This window comes from Komagataeibacter xylinus, assembly GCF_009834365.1.
Taxonomy (GTDB): Bacteria; Pseudomonadota; Alphaproteobacteria; order Acetobacterales; family Acetobacteraceae; genus Komagataeibacter; species Komagataeibacter xylinus_D.
Window position 1 is genome coordinate 1,160,375 of the sequence record NZ_CP041348.1, and the last position, 13,228, is coordinate 1,173,602.

The window sequence follows — 13,228 nt, forward strand, 5'->3', positions numbered from 1 at the left end:
CAACCACCGTGCCCTGTGCCCCGGCAGGCGGTCAGTCCGGCAGGTGGTCCGCCCACATGGCCATCAGGGCCACGAAAAGGGCAAGTCCAGCATGTATCCAGATCAGCCCGCGCAGCGTCAAGACAGGAACCTGCGGGGCGCGGGCGCGCGGGGTCTGTGTCATGTCGTGTGCTCCTCCTGTCGCATTGCTGTGCTGTGCATGCGGCAAAAGGCTGGATTTTTTCTTAATATGGAGAAGTGTAAAAGTTTTTGGTGAAGCTCGTTGGGAAAAAGGCGGCACCGGGAAACTTTTCTCTCCAAGGTCGTGCTATTCGCCCGGCGCGTGAGGCAACATATGGTAGCTGCGGTTGAAGTAGACCAGCCCGCCACGGGGGCTGGAATTGCGCAGGCTTTCCACCGCGCCGAACATGACGCTGTGGGTGCCCACCTCCACAATCCGCTCAATGCGGCAGTCAAGCGACAGCACCGCCTCGTTCAGCACGGGAGCACCCGTGGTCAGCGTATCCCAATGGCCGGAACGGAAGCGCTCGGCCTGCTCGAGCGGGCTTGCGAACACGCCCGATATATCCTGCTGGTCGGCAGCGAGCACGTTGATGCACATGGCCGCATCCACCCGGAAGCGGTCACGCACACGGGAGTTGCGGTTGAGGCAGACCAGAACAGTAGGGGGCGTATCGGTGACCGAACACACGGCAGACGCGGTAAAACCCGCCGGGTCATCAAGTGTTCCCGTCGTAACAACATTTACGGCCGCGCCAAGGCGGGCCATGGCGTTGCGAAAGGTGAGGGCGTCAATCCCCATGGTTCTTCTGCCTCGGTAACTGTGCATGCCTGTGGTCCGCACGCAGCCGTGACGCCGGACAGCAGCGGAGGTAGCGCATTCTACCCTCGTTGAATACCGCAAAACCACATGAAAGGACGCAACCCGTGCCCCCCGAACCCATCCAGACCACCATGCAGGGCGCGCTCGGCCGCATCACGCTCGCCCGCCCCGAGGCGCTCAATGCCCTGAACCTGGACATGATCAACCACCTTGCCGCCACCCTGCATGCGTGGCGCCATGATTCACGGATTGAAACCGTGCTGCTCGACAGCACCAGCCCCCGCGCCTTCTGCGCGGGCGGCGATATCCGCGCCATCCGTGCCCTGCTGCGCGAGCACGGGGTAGCGGCGGCGGCAGAACCCTTCCGCCACAGCTACCGGCTGGCCTCGATGCTGGCAGGCTACCCCAAGCCGGTTGTCTCGTTTCTGGACGGGATCTGCATGGGTGGCGGCGTGGGGCTTGGCGGGCATGTGCGCCACCGCATCGTGACAGAGCGCGCCTGCATAGCCATGCCTGAAAACGCCATTGCGCTTACGCCGGATGCAGGCGGGTCCTACCTGCTCTCGCGCGCGCCGGGGCTGAGCGGGCTGCGCCTTGGCCTGACCGGCGGGCGCATGAACGCCACCATGGCCCTTGCCGCAGGCTTTGCCGACCGGCAGGCCCCCTCCGGCCAGCTTGAAAGCATAAGGCAGGCGCTCACCCATCTGCCCGCGGGGCAGGTGATGGACAGCCTGCCGCCCTGCCCTGCCCTTGATGGCGGCCCGGACACCGCCACCATCGCCCCGGTCTATGACGCGCCGGACGTGGCAACGGTCATGGCGCGGCTCCACGCCCATCCGGCCCCATGGGCGCAGGCTGATCTTGCGGCCATGCGGGGGGCCTGCCCGTTCTCGCTGTGCATTACGTTTGCCGCCTATCATGCAGCGCGCGCCCTGCCTGATCTTGACCATGTGCTGGAGCAGGAATTCCAGCTTATCAGCCAGTTGCTCCGCCGCCCCGATTTTGCCGAGGGCGTGCGCGCGCGCCTGATCGACAAGGACAACGCGCCGCGCTGGTCACCCGCCACGCTGGCCGAGGTGCCCGGGCGGGAAATTGCCTTCTGCCTGAAAAACCATGCATCCTTTTCCCTCGACCTGCCTGTGCCCGATGCGGATCAGGAACAATAAATTATCACCCGTAAAGTATATGAAAATGCCCTTCTCCACCAGCTATGCCCCCGCCACCCATCACAGCCGCCTCGGCGATGAATTCTATGACGTGGTCCAGGCCGCCACCTTCCCCGCCCATATCCTGCGCTACCGCAATCACGATGCCTCGCCCCGCATTGGCCTTGACGGGCTGACGGATGCGGAGTGGATCCGCCATTTCGGTCATTTCGACCCCCTGCCCGGCTCGCTGCCCCAGCCATTAGCGCTGCGTTATCACGGCCATCAGTTCCGGTCGTACAACCCCGACCTTGGCGACGGGCGGGGCTTCCTTTTCGCGCAGCTCATGGACAGCGTGGATGGTCGCCTGCTCGATATCGGCACCAAGGGTAGCGGCACCACGCCGTGGTCACGCGGGGGGGACGGGCGGCTGACGCTCAAGGGCGGCGTGCGTGAGATCCTGGCCAGCGAGCGGCTTGATGCAATGGGCGTGCGCACCTCGCGCACACTGAGCGTGATCGAAACCGGCGAGGCCCTGCACCGGGGTGATGAACCCTCGCCCACGCGCTCATGCGTGCTGGCGCGGCTAAGCCATTCGCACATCCGCATCGGCACGTTCCAGCGCCTCGTGGCGAATGATGACCAGGCCAGCCTGAAGCACCTCGTGGCCTATGTGCTCGAGACCTACTACCCCCATCTGGCCAATGAGGCCGACCCGGCGGCAGCGCTGTACGATGCCGCCACCACCCGTATGGCCGAGATGACGGCGCAGTGGATGACGGCGGGCTTCGTGCACGGGGTGCTCAATACCGATAACATTAATCTGACCGGCGAGAGCTTCGATTACGGCCCGTGGCGGTTCCTGCCCAGTTTCGATCCCCGTTTCACCGCCGCCTATTTCGACCATTCGGGCCTGTATGCCTATGGCCGCCAGCCCGAGGCGATGATGTGGAATGTGGCCCGGCTGGGCGAGTGCCTGATCGCGATTTCGTCACTTGAGAAAATTCAAAGTATTTTTGATGACTTCTGGGATCGATATGAAAGATTCCTTGATATTTCTGTATTAAACCGGCTTGGTGTCAATGAAATTTCAAGAAAATCATCGCAACATCTACGTGAATGTCTGTTCTCATTCATGGAAGAAAGCCAGATTGGGTTTGAATTTCCGTTTTTTGACTGGTATGGTGGCCCCAAGAGCCAGAAACGGGCTGTATCGGGGTCACGTGCATCCTTCTATGCACAGGATAGTTTCCGCCCCGTGCTCGACGCGCTCATGCAACATGAGCCCATGGCAGGCCGCGACCTGTCGCACCCCTATTTCAGTGACGGGGTGCCGTGCCTGATGCCGGTCGAAACCGTGGAAGCCCTGTGGCAGCCCATCGCCACGGCCGATGACTGGAGCGGCCTGCACGCTACCATGGGGCACATTGCCCGCATGAAGGCCGCCCTCGACACCGTGCCCCACAAAGGGGCAGGCTGACCCCACGGGGGAACCGGGCCGATACGGATGAATTATAACAATAAGGAAGGAAAAGGCACCCGCATGAACACCCAGTCCCCCCCAGCCCAGAACACACAGCAACAACCCACCGAACCATTACCCGATCTGTCGCAGATCGAGATTTCACCCAACGCGCGCAAGACCCTGTGGCTCGCAGCCATCGTGGCCGCAATCTGTGGCGGCCTCTATGGTTACGATACCGGCATCGTATCAGGCGCGCTTTTGCTCATTACGCGTGATTTCCACCTCAGCAGCTTCCTGCAGGAGATGGTGGCCTCCGCCATTCTGGCAGGCGCGGTGCTGGGCTCGCTGCTCACCGGCTGGCTGTCGGAGCATTATGGCCGGCGCAAATCGGTCATGATCGTAACGGCGGTGTTCGTGCTCGGCGCGCTGGCCTGCGCCTTCTCGCCCGATGTGTATACGCTGATCGTGGCGCGCGTGTTCCTCGGGCTGGCGGTGGGTGGTTCCACGCAGGTGGTGCCGATGTACATTTCGGAACTCGCCCCCGCGCACAAGCGCGGCCACATGGTCACCATGTTCAACATTGCCATCGGCATCGGCATCTTTGCCGCCAACATCATCGGCTTTGCCGCGCGTGATGCCTGGGGCTGGCGGCCGATGGTGGCCATTGCGGCCATTCCGGCGGCGGGCGTGTTCATCTCCATGTTCTTCCTGCCCAAGAGCCCGCGCTGGGCGGCGGAGCATGAAAGCCTGGATTCCGCCCTTGAGCAGCTCCAGCGCATCCGCACCTCCGAGCGTGAGATCCGCCGCGAGATGCGTCGCATCCACGCCAATGCCAATGAGGAGACCGATCCGCGCGACATCGGCTGGCGCGGCATCCGCCAGCCCTGGGTGCGCCCTGCACTGGTAGCGGCCCTTGGCGTTGCTTTCTTCACGCAGGCAGGCGGGCTGGAGATGATGATTTACTACGCGCCGACCTTCCTGTCGGATGCAGGGTTTGGCAGCTCATCGGCGCTGATGGCCAGCATCGGTATTTCCATCATCTATCTGGTCATGACCGTACTGGGTTCGAACATTGTCGACCGCATCGGCCGCCGCCGCCTTGTGCTGGTCATGGGGCCGGGCAGCGTGCTGAGCCTGATCGGGCTGGGCATCATGTTCCTCGCTCATCCGCAGCCGGGCAGCATGGGCAGCTGGCTGATCATCGTGTTCATGCTGCTGTTCATGGTGTTCAATGCCGGTGGCATTCAGGTGGTGGGCTGGCTGCTCGGTGCCGAGATGTTCCCGCTTTCCATGCGCGGCAACGCCACCAGCCTGCATTCCGCCATGCTGTGGGGCAGCGACCTGCTGGTCACCAGCACGGCGCTTACGCTGGTCACCAAGATCACGCTGGGTGGCACCATGTGGTTCTATGCCGGAGTGAACCTGCTTTCGGTGCTGTTCGTGTATTTCATGGTGCCGGAGACGCGCGGTGCCTCGCTTGAGGATATCGAGGAGGCCCTGCGCGAAGGCCGCTTCCGCCCCACGCGCGGCAACACCGCGATTGTGGAAGAGGAAGAATAAAAGTTACCAGGTGCCGCCTTTTTTCAAAAAAAGGCGGCATTCTGCTTTACGCTTTCAGGTCAACCGGCAGGGCAGGAGTCACGGGCAGGCGCAGCACCTGCTGGTAGAAGGCCAGTTCCAGTTCCCAGGCCTGCCGTATGGTCGCCTCCTGCCGGAAGCCATGGCCTTCGCCTGCAAATTCATACAAGGCACAGGGCACGCCCTGCCCGCGCAGGGCCGCGACCATGGAGCGCGCCTGCGAGGGCGGCACCACCTTGTCATCCAGCCCCTGCAAAAACAGCACCGGCGCCTTGATATGCGCCACCTGCGTAATGGGGGAACGAGCCAGATAGGTCGCTTCATCGGCAGGGTAGGGGCCAACCAGCGTATCAAGATAGCGTGACTCGAATTTGTGAGTATCGGTTGCCAGCGCCCGCAGGTCGGTCACGCCATACAGGCTGGTGCCTGCGGCGAACAGGTCGGAACGCGCCAGCGCCAGCAGCACCGTCAGCCCCCCGGCACTGCTGCCGCGTATGACAATACGGGTGGGGTCCACCAGCTTTTGCCCGGCCAGATAATGGCAGGCGGCGATGCAGTCATCCACATCCACCACGCCCCACTGGCCCTCCAGCCGCTGGCGGTAGGCGCGGCCAAAGCCGGTCGAGCCGCCATAATTGACATCTACCACCGCAAAGCCCCGGCTGGTCCACCACTGCACCTTGAACGAGAAGGCGGCACTCGCCCGCCCGGTCGGGCCGCCATGGGCCATGACCACCAGCGGCGGCTTTTCACCCGCAGGCCCGGCATGGCGGCTGCTGGCAGGCGCATAGAAAAAGGCCTGGCCCATACCATCGCCCGTGGGCAGGGGAAAGGTGATGGCGCGCGGCAGGGCGATATCGGCTGGCCCGAGGGGCAGGTCGGTTGCCCGGCGCAGCACATGGGGCGGCTGGCCTGCGTCGCCTGTCACCACCGCCGCCGCATTGTCCGGCGGCACGTCGAGCCAGGCAAAGCCGCCGCCTTCCACCGGCACCGGACAGCCAGAGGGGTGGCCAAGAGCCACGGGTGTCGCCACACCATCACGCAGGCAGGCCATGCGGGCTTCGCCGCCGCTGATGATCATGGCAAGGATCGTGCCATCGGCCAGCAGCGCGTAGCTGCGCAGGCCAAAGATCCAGTGCGGCTGACCAATTTCGGCCTGCATGGGGGCCAGCGCCACCGGGGCGGAGGATGTGGTGTCGAAGCGGTAGAGGTTCCACCACCCGCTACGATCCGACAGGGCCAGCAGGCGGCCTGCCGCATCCCAGCATGGTTCAATGACGGATTCCGCCTGCTCGCCTTCGCCCGCCAGCGTCCAGGGTGCAGCAAGGCGCGGGGGGTCGCTGCCTTCCTGCAGCAGGGTAGCAACACGCAGGCGGGTGGCATCCCACGGCATGGCGGGGTGATCCCACTCGATCCAGGCCAGGTACCGCCCATCGGGCGACGGACGGGGCGAGGACAGGAAATCCGGCCCCATCACCAGCGGCGTGCCACCATTGAAGGTGGGGTCATCCACCACCGCCATGCAGTCGAACACCACGATGGCGGCAGCGGGTTCGCCCTCTTCCACGCCATGATCCTCACGCACGCAGAACAGGAAGCGCCCATCGGCGCTGAAGGTCAGGTCGGCAAAGCGCAGCCCGGCGCCTGCACAGAGGCAGCGCGACTGCCCGCCTTCCATCAGCCACACGCTGCCATCGCGCCGGTTGCTCAGCGCAATGCGACCCTGACACACGGCATAGGCCCCGCCGCCATATTCATGCACGCGGGTGCCGACATCAAACGGGGCAGGGGTCACGTCCGCCACCACGCCTGCACGGGCGCGCACCAGCACCCGCCGGCCGCCTTCGGCCGGGCGGCCTTCGATCCAGTAAATATCCCGCCCATCGACCCGCACATCGGACAGCGACACCGTTTGCCCCGCCACCAGCGCCGCGCTGACGGGTGAGGGCCATGTGCCATAAGGGCTTGTATCGATGTCCGTCTTGCCGCTGGTGCCGGACTGGGTCATGCTTCTGCTCCTGCCATTTGTGCGTGACAATGGTGTCGGGATTGCCCAAACCGTGTTTCACGGCCTGAGCCCGTACCCTACATAATCTTCTTATCTGTGACAGGTAGTCCGCTGCTTCACCATCTTGAATCCCTTTTCCAGCATTACGGCTATGGCGTGATCGGGGTCATTGTCATGCTCGAGAGCATGGGCATCCCGCTCCCGGCGGAAACACTGGTCATTTCCGCAGCACTTTACTGCGCCACCACCCACAGGCTGGATATCAGATGGGTGGCGACAGCCGCCATCATGGGCGCGATCATGGGCGACAACTGCGGCTACCTGATCGGCAAATGGCTGGGCTACCCGCTGCTCGAGCGCAAGGGCGCGCGGATCGGGCTAACAGCACGGCGGCTACAACTCGGGCGCTTCCTGTTCCGCCGGCACGGGGGCATCATCGTGTTCCTGGGGCGCTTTATCGCCATATTGCGGGTGTTTGTTGCCCTGCTGGCGGGGGCCAACCACATGGCGTGGCCCAAATTCCTCCTGTTCAACGCCATGGGGGGCATATTATGGGCGGGGGGGTATGCCTACGCGGCCTACTACCTGGGCAACCGGATCACGCGGCTGTCCGGCCCGGTGGGCATGACGGTCGCCATCTGTGGCGGGATCGTGCTGGTGTGTGTCATCATCTTCATGCGCCGCAACGAAGCACGGCTGACGGCCGAGGCGGAAGCCGCCGCCGAGAAAGAAATGAACCAACCCGGAGAACAGGCTGAACCATGAGCAGACACTGGACCATAAAACAGGCCCCCCGCATGGACGGGCGCCTGGCCCTGGTCACGGGTGCGACCGGCGGCCTGGGCTACCAGACCGCCCTTGGCCTGGCAAAGCGTGGCGCGCGGGTCATGCTGGCGGGGCGCAACCCCGACAAGGGGCTGGCAGCACTCACGCGCCTGCAAAATGACGTGCCGGGGGCCAATGCCTCCTTCCGCCTGCTTGATGTCGCCTCCCTTGAATCGATCGCGACCTTCGCCCACAACCTCGCCGCCGAGACCGATGCGCTCGATGTGCTGGTCAATAACGCAGGCGTAATGGGCACGCCCCACCGGTTGGAAACGCGCGACGGGTTCGAACTGCAGTTCGGCACCAATTTCCTTGGTCCCTTCGCGCTCACCGCGCGGCTGCGCCCGCTGCTGTGCGCGCCCCGCCACGGCGGCCGGGTGGTGACGGTGGCAAGCCTTGCGGCGCTGACCGGCCAGATCGTGTTTGATGATTTGCAGGCCCGCCGCCGTTACGCGCCGTTCCGCGCCTACCGCCAGAGCAAACTGGCCGACCTTATTCTGGCGCTGGAACTTGACCGGCAGGCCCGCACGCATGGCTGGAACCTTCATTCCATCGCAGCCCATCCCGGCTGGTCCATGACCGATATTGCCACAAGCCGCCTCAATAACGAGCAGGGCCTGCATGAGCGCATGACCCGCTTTGGCGCGGTGTGGGCGTTCCGCCTCATGGGGCAGTCGGCAGTGGAAGGGGCGCTGCCCATCGAATTCGCCGCCATGGCGCCCGAGGCGCGTGATGGCGGTTATTACGGCCCCGGCGGCTGGGGCGAGCGCCGGGGGCCGGTGACCGAAGCCTTCGTGCCGCCTGCCGCCCGCGACCTGACCATTGCACGGCGGCTGTGGCAGGCGGCGGAACGGCTGACCGGCACGTCGCTGTCGTAATCAGCGGCGGGTGAAGCTCCAGTACATCGGCTGGCGGCCTGCCTTCAGCGCCTTGGCCTCATAGCGGGTGGGAGGCCAGCCTTCAGGCCGCACGGTGGCGGGGGGTGCGGTATCGAACAGATCCTGCGCACCCATCACTTCCTCCACCCAGGCCTGATAGGTCGGGTCATCGCTGGCCACGCGCCACACGGCGCCGGGGCGCAGGATGCGAGCCGCCATCTTCACCGTCTCGGGGTGCACGAAACGGCGCTTGGCATGGCGCGACTTGGGCCACGGATCGGGGAACATGAGGAACAGGCGGTCGATCGACTGGTCCGGCAGGCCACGCAGCAGGATACGTGCATCCTCATCCCATACCCGCAGCATGTCGGGCACGGGGGCGGTTTCCTCGCCGCCATCAGGCACCACGCGCGAGAGCAGGGAACACAGGCCGTTCTCGAACACCTCACAGGCAATATAGCCCACATCGGGGTGGGCTGCGTGCTGGGCCAGCGAATGCTCGCCCCCGCCAAACCCTACCTCAAGCCATATCTGCGCGGGCTTATGGCCAAAACCTGTGGCGGGGTCAGCAATGGCGGCCTCGGGAAAGCGCAGGCGCGGCAGCGTCTGGTCGAGCAGGCGCTGCTGGCGCGGGCGCAGCGGATGGCCGCGCTGGCGCCCGTAAAGTCGGTCTGGCGATGCCTTTACATCCACGGAGGCCGTCATCTATCCGAAAATCCTGCTCCTGCTGCCGTGGTACACGGCATGATTGAAAAATGCATCGGGGGCCGCCACGACCCGCTTTTGCAAGCAGCCATGGCAAGCCCCCTTGATACAGAAGTTTTTGGTGAAGCTTTTTCGAAAAAAGGCCGCACCCAAAAACTTTTATTGTTTTTTAGCGGTTGAACGCACCACGCAGGGCGTCGACCAGATCGGTCTGCTCCCAGGTGAAGTCGTCCTTCGCGGCATCCGGCGTGCGGCCGAAATGGCCGTAGGCGGAGGTCTGGGTGTAGATGGGGCGGTTGAGGCGCAGATGCTTGCGGATGCCGCGCGGGCTGAGGTCCATGACCTCGCGCAGGACGCGGCCGAGCTTAGCCTCATCGATGTCCTTGCCCGTGCCATCAAGGTCCACATAGACCGAGAGCGGGTGCGACACGCCAATGGCGTAGGAGATCTGCAGCGTGCAGCGATCGGCAAGGCCTGCGGCCACGACGTTCTTGGCCAGGTAGCGGCAGGCATAGGCTGCCGAGCGGTCCACCTTCGTGGGGTCCTTGCCCGAGAACGCGCCACCACCATGCGGGGCTGCGCCACCATAGGTGTCGACAATGATCTTGCGCCCGGTCAGGCCGCAATCGCCATCGGGGCCACCGATCACGAACACCCCGGTCGGGTTAACGTAGAATTCATCTTCCGGCGGCATCCAGCCCTCGGGCAGCACATCGCGCACGATGCTGCCGAGTTCCTCGCGGATGGTGGCCTGGCTGGCGCCTTCCACATGCTGGGTCGAGATCACGACCGAGGTCGCACCCACGGGCTTGCCATCGACATAGCGCAGCGTGACCTGGCTCTTGGCATCGGGCTGAAGGGCTGCTGCACGCGGGTCACCCGCCTTGCGCAGGTCGCGCACGCGGTGAAGGATGTCATGCGCGTAGAACAGCGGCGCGGGCATGAGGCTTTCGGTCTCGCGCGTGGCGAAACCGAACATGATGCCCTGATCGCCTGCGCCTTCGTCCTTCTCGCCCGCGCTGTCAACGCCTACGGCGATATCGGCGGACTGGGCATGCAGGTAGTATTCCACCTCGGCATTGCGCCATGAGAAGCCGGCCTGGTCGTAGCCGATATCCTTCACCGCATCGCGCGCGCCCTGAATCAGCAGGTCAGGCGTTACGGAAGACGGACCACGCACTTCACCGGCAAGGATGATGCGGTTGGTGGTGACCATCGTTTCACACGCAACGCGGGATTCACCGTCTGCTGTCAGGAATGCATCGAGAACGGTATCACTGATCCGGTCAGCGACCTTGTCGGGATGCCCTTCGGATACTGATTCCGATGTAAACAGAAAATCGCCTTTATTGCGCATGATGGTCCTGTCTGCCTCGTATGGAGTAGAATAACGCCTGCGAAACCGGGCGTACGATCGCATGCGTTTGACCGAAACCCACCCAAGCGTCAAGCCATTTCCCTGAATACCTCCCTCCCGCACGGCCTGCGGCGCGCGGATGGTCAGGGCACTGTCGTGAGAAAGTTTTTGGTGAAGCTTTTTTCAAAAAGCTTCGAAACACGCCGCCTTTTTGAAAAAAGGCGGCACCAAAAAAATTTTATCTTTTATTATCAATATTTTGATATCAATTGCGTGGCAGACCCAGCACATCTTCCATATCATAAAGGCCAGCCCCATGCCCGCGCAGCCAGTGCGCCGCGCGCACCGCGCCCGTGGCGTACACCCTGCGGTCAAACGAGCGGTGAGTCAGGCTGATCTGTTCATGGCTGGAGGTGAAAATGACCGAATGCTCGCCCACGATCTGCCCGCCACGCAGGGCCGCGAAGCCGATCGCCCCATCGGCACGCGGGCCGGTATGGCCATCGCGCCCGCTTTCAATATGGTCTTCCAGCCTTATGCCCCGCCCCTGCGCCACCGCGCGACCCATGGCCAGCGCCGTGCCAGAAGGGGCATCCACCTTCTGGCGGTGATGCATTTCCAGTATCTCGGCATCATACTCGCTGCCGGGCAGCACGGCGCTCATCTGCCGCGCAAGGCGCGTGACCAGCGTGACACCGGGCGAGAAATTGGCTGCCTGCACCACGGCAATGCGGGTCGCGGCCTGATCGACCGCCTGCTGGTCGGCCACGGACAGGCCGGTCGTGCCCAGCACCCAGGCCGTGCCTGCTGCAGCCAGGGCCTGAGCGTGCGCCACCACCGTGCTGGCATGGGTGAAGTCGATCACCACATCGCACTGCGCCGCAAGGGCGGCGATATCGGCATGAACGGGGCAGTCAATCCCGTCAACAGGGCGGCCATCGCGCGTCGTGCCACCGGCCAGCACGGCCCCCGCCGCTGGCACTTCCTGCGCCAGAAGGCGACCGACACGGCCATTGAGGCCCGTAATCCCGATCCGCAAGGGCTGCGCGTTCATGCTGTCTTCTCCACCAGTACCCAGATATGCAAATGGCGGCGCGACCGGGGGATCGCGCCGCCTGAACTCTATCCATGGTGCAGGTTGGGGGGATTCACCATGAATAGTGGTTCGACCCTACACCTGACCCATCAGCAATTTCAACCATCTGCACGCCATGGAGTGAGAGCAGACGCTTACAGCTTGCCTTCAAAAAAGTCCTTCACCTTGCTGAAGAAGCCTGTGCTCTCCGGGCTGCCCTTGGCGTGACCCGCCGCGTCGGTTTCAAACTCCTCAAGCAGTTCCCGCTGGCGCTTGCTCAGGTGGCGCGGGGTCTCGACCACGACCTGAATATACATGTCACCCCGCGCGGAAGAGCGCAGTACCGAGAAACCCTTGCCGCGCAGGCGGAAGTGCTCGCCCGTCTGGGTGCCTGCCGGGATCTTGACCTTGGCGCGCGAGCCATCGACCACCGGCACCTCGATCTCGGTGCCAAGGGCGGCCTGCCCCATGCGCACCGGCACGCGGCAATAGATGTTAGCGCCATCCCGCTGGAAAATGGCGTGCGCCTCCACCGACACATGCACGTACAGATCGCCTGCGGGCACGCCCTTGCCGCCGGCCTCGCCCTCGCCGGTAATGCGGATGCGCGTGCCATCCTCAACGCCCGCGGGGATCGCCACCTCGATGGTACGGTTCTTTTCCACCGTGCCCGCGCCATGGCATTCCTTGCACGGGTTGCGGATCAGGCGGCCGGTGCCGTGGCAGGTGGGGCAGGGGCGCTCAATGGCGAAAAAGCCCTGCTGCGCGCGCACCTTGCCCGCGCCGTGGCATGAGGGGCAGGTTTCGGGCGGCTGGTCCTTGTCGGCCGAGCCGGTGCCATCACAGCTTTTGCAGGTGACGCGGGTGGGGATGGTGATTTCTTTCTTCACCCCGGCAAAGGCCTCGGCGAAGGTGATGCTGACCTGCACCTGGATATCAGCGCCCGAGCGGCGGCCACCGCGCCTGCCGCCCATCATGTCGCCAAACATCTGCTCGAAGATATCGCCAAGCCCGCCGCCACCGAAGTCGAAGCCACCCGGCCCCGGGCCACCACCCTCGAACGCGGCATGGCCAAAGCGGTCATAGGCGGCGCGCTTCTGGTCATCCTTCAGCACGTCGTAGGCTTCGCTGATTTCCTTGAACTTGTTTTCCGCTTCCGCATCTCCCGGATTGCGGTCGGGATGGTATTTCATGGCCAGCTTGCGATACGCCCGCTTGATCTCGTCGCCATTGGCATCGCGCGAAACTTCAAGGGCTGCGTAATAATCTATCTTGGTGGCCATGTTGGTCCTCTAGCAAACGCGGTCGCCCGGCTTGTCGCGGCACGATCCTCGCGTTCCAGCTGTAGTTGTTGGGCTGCATATGAAAA

Annotated in this window: 13 protein-coding genes; 6 read left to right on the top strand and 7 right to left on the bottom strand. The window is 63.9% G+C overall.

The genetic code is table 11. The features are described from left to right. Nucleotides 1-31 precede the first annotated feature (31 nt). Both FMA36_RS19685 and FMA36_RS05470 read right to left on the bottom strand, forming a co-directional pair. The gene (locus tag FMA36_RS19685) at nucleotides 32-163 is read right to left on the bottom strand and encodes a hypothetical protein (protein ID WP_276612604.1); all 132 of its coding nucleotides are present in this window, start codon (nucleotides 161-163) and stop codon (nucleotides 32-34) included. A gap of 144 nt (nucleotides 164-307) precedes the next feature. Next, nucleotides 308-802, bottom strand: a complete 495-nt coding sequence (locus tag FMA36_RS05470) for a flavin reductase (RefSeq protein ID WP_130730809.1) — start codon at nucleotides 800-802, stop codon at nucleotides 308-310. A gap of 125 nt (nucleotides 803-927) precedes the next feature. On the opposite strand from FMA36_RS05470, the gene FMA36_RS05475 reads away from it, so the two are divergent. The 3 genes from FMA36_RS05475 to FMA36_RS05485 all read left to right on the top strand — a co-directional run bounded on the left by FMA36_RS05475 (nucleotide 928) and on the right by FMA36_RS05485 (nucleotide 4,993). Continuing rightward, nucleotides 928-1,989 carry an enoyl-CoA hydratase/isomerase family protein gene (locus FMA36_RS05475; RefSeq protein WP_159261411.1) on the top strand — a complete coding sequence of 354 codons (1,062 nt, stop codon included), beginning with the start codon at nucleotides 928-930 and terminating at the stop codon, nucleotides 1,987-1,989. 25 nt (nucleotides 1,990-2,014) lie between these two features. Beyond that, nucleotides 2,015-3,448 (top strand): protein adenylyltransferase SelO family protein, encoded by a 1,434-nt coding sequence (locus FMA36_RS05480; protein WP_159261412.1) that lies wholly within the window; start codon nucleotides 2,015-2,017, stop codon nucleotides 3,446-3,448. A gap of 63 nt (nucleotides 3,449-3,511) precedes the next feature. After that, the gene (locus FMA36_RS05485; protein ID WP_159261413.1) at nucleotides 3,512-4,993 is read left to right on the top strand and encodes a sugar porter family MFS transporter; all 1,482 of its coding nucleotides are present in this window, start codon (nucleotides 3,512-3,514) and stop codon (nucleotides 4,991-4,993) included. Nucleotides 4,994-5,039: 46 nt separating this feature from the next. Here the strand turns inward: FMA36_RS05485 and FMA36_RS05490 are convergent, their stop codons facing one another. Further along, entirely contained in the window at nucleotides 5,040-7,019 is a 1,980-nt protein-coding gene (locus tag FMA36_RS05490; RefSeq protein WP_159261414.1) for a S9 family peptidase, read from the bottom strand. Nucleotides 7,020-7,115: 96 nt separating this feature from the next. Here FMA36_RS05490 and FMA36_RS05495 point away from each other — a divergent pair, with 96 nt between their 5' ends. Together FMA36_RS05495 and FMA36_RS05500 are read left to right on the top strand one after the other, a co-directional pair. Further along, nucleotides 7,116-7,784 (top strand): DedA family protein, encoded by a 669-nt coding sequence (locus FMA36_RS05495; RefSeq protein WP_240906486.1) that lies wholly within the window; start codon nucleotides 7,116-7,118, stop codon nucleotides 7,782-7,784. Then, nucleotides 7,781-8,722 carry an SDR family oxidoreductase gene (locus FMA36_RS05500; RefSeq protein ID WP_159261415.1) on the top strand — a complete coding sequence of 314 codons (942 nt, stop codon included), beginning with the start codon at nucleotides 7,781-7,783 and terminating at the stop codon, nucleotides 8,720-8,722. The genes FMA36_RS05495 and FMA36_RS05500 overlap by 4 nt, the downstream gene beginning before the upstream one ends. Here FMA36_RS05500 and trmB read toward each other — a convergent pair whose 3' ends face one another. Further along, nucleotides 8,723-9,427, bottom strand: coding sequence for a tRNA (guanine(46)-N(7))-methyltransferase TrmB (gene trmB / locus FMA36_RS05505; protein ID WP_159261416.1), 705 nt, complete (start codon nucleotides 9,425-9,427; stop codon nucleotides 8,723-8,725). A gap of 39 nt (nucleotides 9,428-9,466) precedes the next feature. Here trmB and FMA36_RS05510 point away from each other — a divergent pair, with 39 nt between their 5' ends. Continuing rightward, complete coding sequence (locus FMA36_RS05510; RefSeq protein WP_159261417.1) at nucleotides 9,467-9,607, top strand: hypothetical protein; 141 nt, start codon at nucleotides 9,467-9,469, stop codon at nucleotides 9,605-9,607. Here FMA36_RS05510 and metK read toward each other — a convergent pair. The 3 genes from metK to dnaJ form a co-directional block, all read right to left on the bottom strand. After that, a complete protein-coding gene (gene metK / locus FMA36_RS05515) occupies nucleotides 9,597-10,784 on the bottom strand; it encodes a methionine adenosyltransferase (protein WP_130730815.1) in 1,188 nt (395 codons plus the stop codon). The genes FMA36_RS05510 and metK overlap by 11 nt on opposite strands. A gap of 265 nt (nucleotides 10,785-11,049) precedes the next feature. Next, nucleotides 11,050-11,838 carry a 4-hydroxy-tetrahydrodipicolinate reductase gene (gene dapB, locus FMA36_RS05520; protein ID WP_159261418.1) on the bottom strand — a complete coding sequence of 263 codons (789 nt, stop codon included), beginning with the start codon at nucleotides 11,836-11,838 and terminating at the stop codon, nucleotides 11,050-11,052. A 176-nt stretch (nucleotides 11,839-12,014) separates the two neighbouring features. After that, nucleotides 12,015-13,142, bottom strand: a complete 1,128-nt coding sequence (gene dnaJ, locus FMA36_RS05525) for a molecular chaperone DnaJ (protein WP_159261419.1) — start codon at nucleotides 13,140-13,142, stop codon at nucleotides 12,015-12,017. Nucleotides 13,143-13,228 lie beyond the last annotated feature (86 nt).

What these genes read in the sequence shown, in the direction of transcription:
- FMA36_RS19685 (WP_276612604.1), bottom strand. Translation starts at nt 163, where the DNA reads ATGACACAGACCCCGCGCGCCCGCGCCCCGCAGGTTCCTGTCTTGACG.
- FMA36_RS05470 (WP_130730809.1), bottom strand. Translation starts at nt 802, where the DNA reads ATGGGGATTGACGCCCTCACCTTTCGCAACGCCATGGCCCGCCTTGGC.
- FMA36_RS05480 (WP_159261412.1), top strand. Translation starts at nt 2,015, where the DNA reads ATGCCCTTCTCCACCAGCTATGCCCCCGCCACCCATCACAGCCGCCTC.
- FMA36_RS05485 (WP_159261413.1), top strand. Translation starts at nt 3,512, where the DNA reads ATGAACACCCAGTCCCCCCCAGCCCAGAACACACAGCAACAACCCACC.
- FMA36_RS05490 (WP_159261414.1), bottom strand. Translation starts at nt 7,019, where the DNA reads ATGACCCAGTCCGGCACCAGCGGCAAGACGGACATCGATACAAGCCCT.
- FMA36_RS05500 (WP_159261415.1), top strand. Translation starts at nt 7,781, where the DNA reads ATGAGCAGACACTGGACCATAAAACAGGCCCCCCGCATGGACGGGCGC.
- trmB (WP_159261416.1), bottom strand. Translation starts at nt 9,427, where the DNA reads ATGACGGCCTCCGTGGATGTAAAGGCATCGCCAGACCGACTTTACGGG.
- FMA36_RS05510 (WP_159261417.1), top strand. Translation starts at nt 9,467, where the DNA reads ATGATTGAAAAATGCATCGGGGGCCGCCACGACCCGCTTTTGCAAGCA.
- metK (WP_130730815.1), bottom strand. Translation starts at nt 10,784, where the DNA reads ATGCGCAATAAAGGCGATTTTCTGTTTACATCGGAATCAGTATCCGAA.
- dapB (WP_159261418.1), bottom strand. Translation starts at nt 11,838, where the DNA reads ATGAACGCGCAGCCCTTGCGGATCGGGATTACGGGCCTCAATGGCCGT.
- dnaJ (WP_159261419.1), bottom strand. Translation starts at nt 13,142, where the DNA reads ATGGCCACCAAGATAGATTATTACGCAGCCCTTGAAGTTTCGCGCGAT.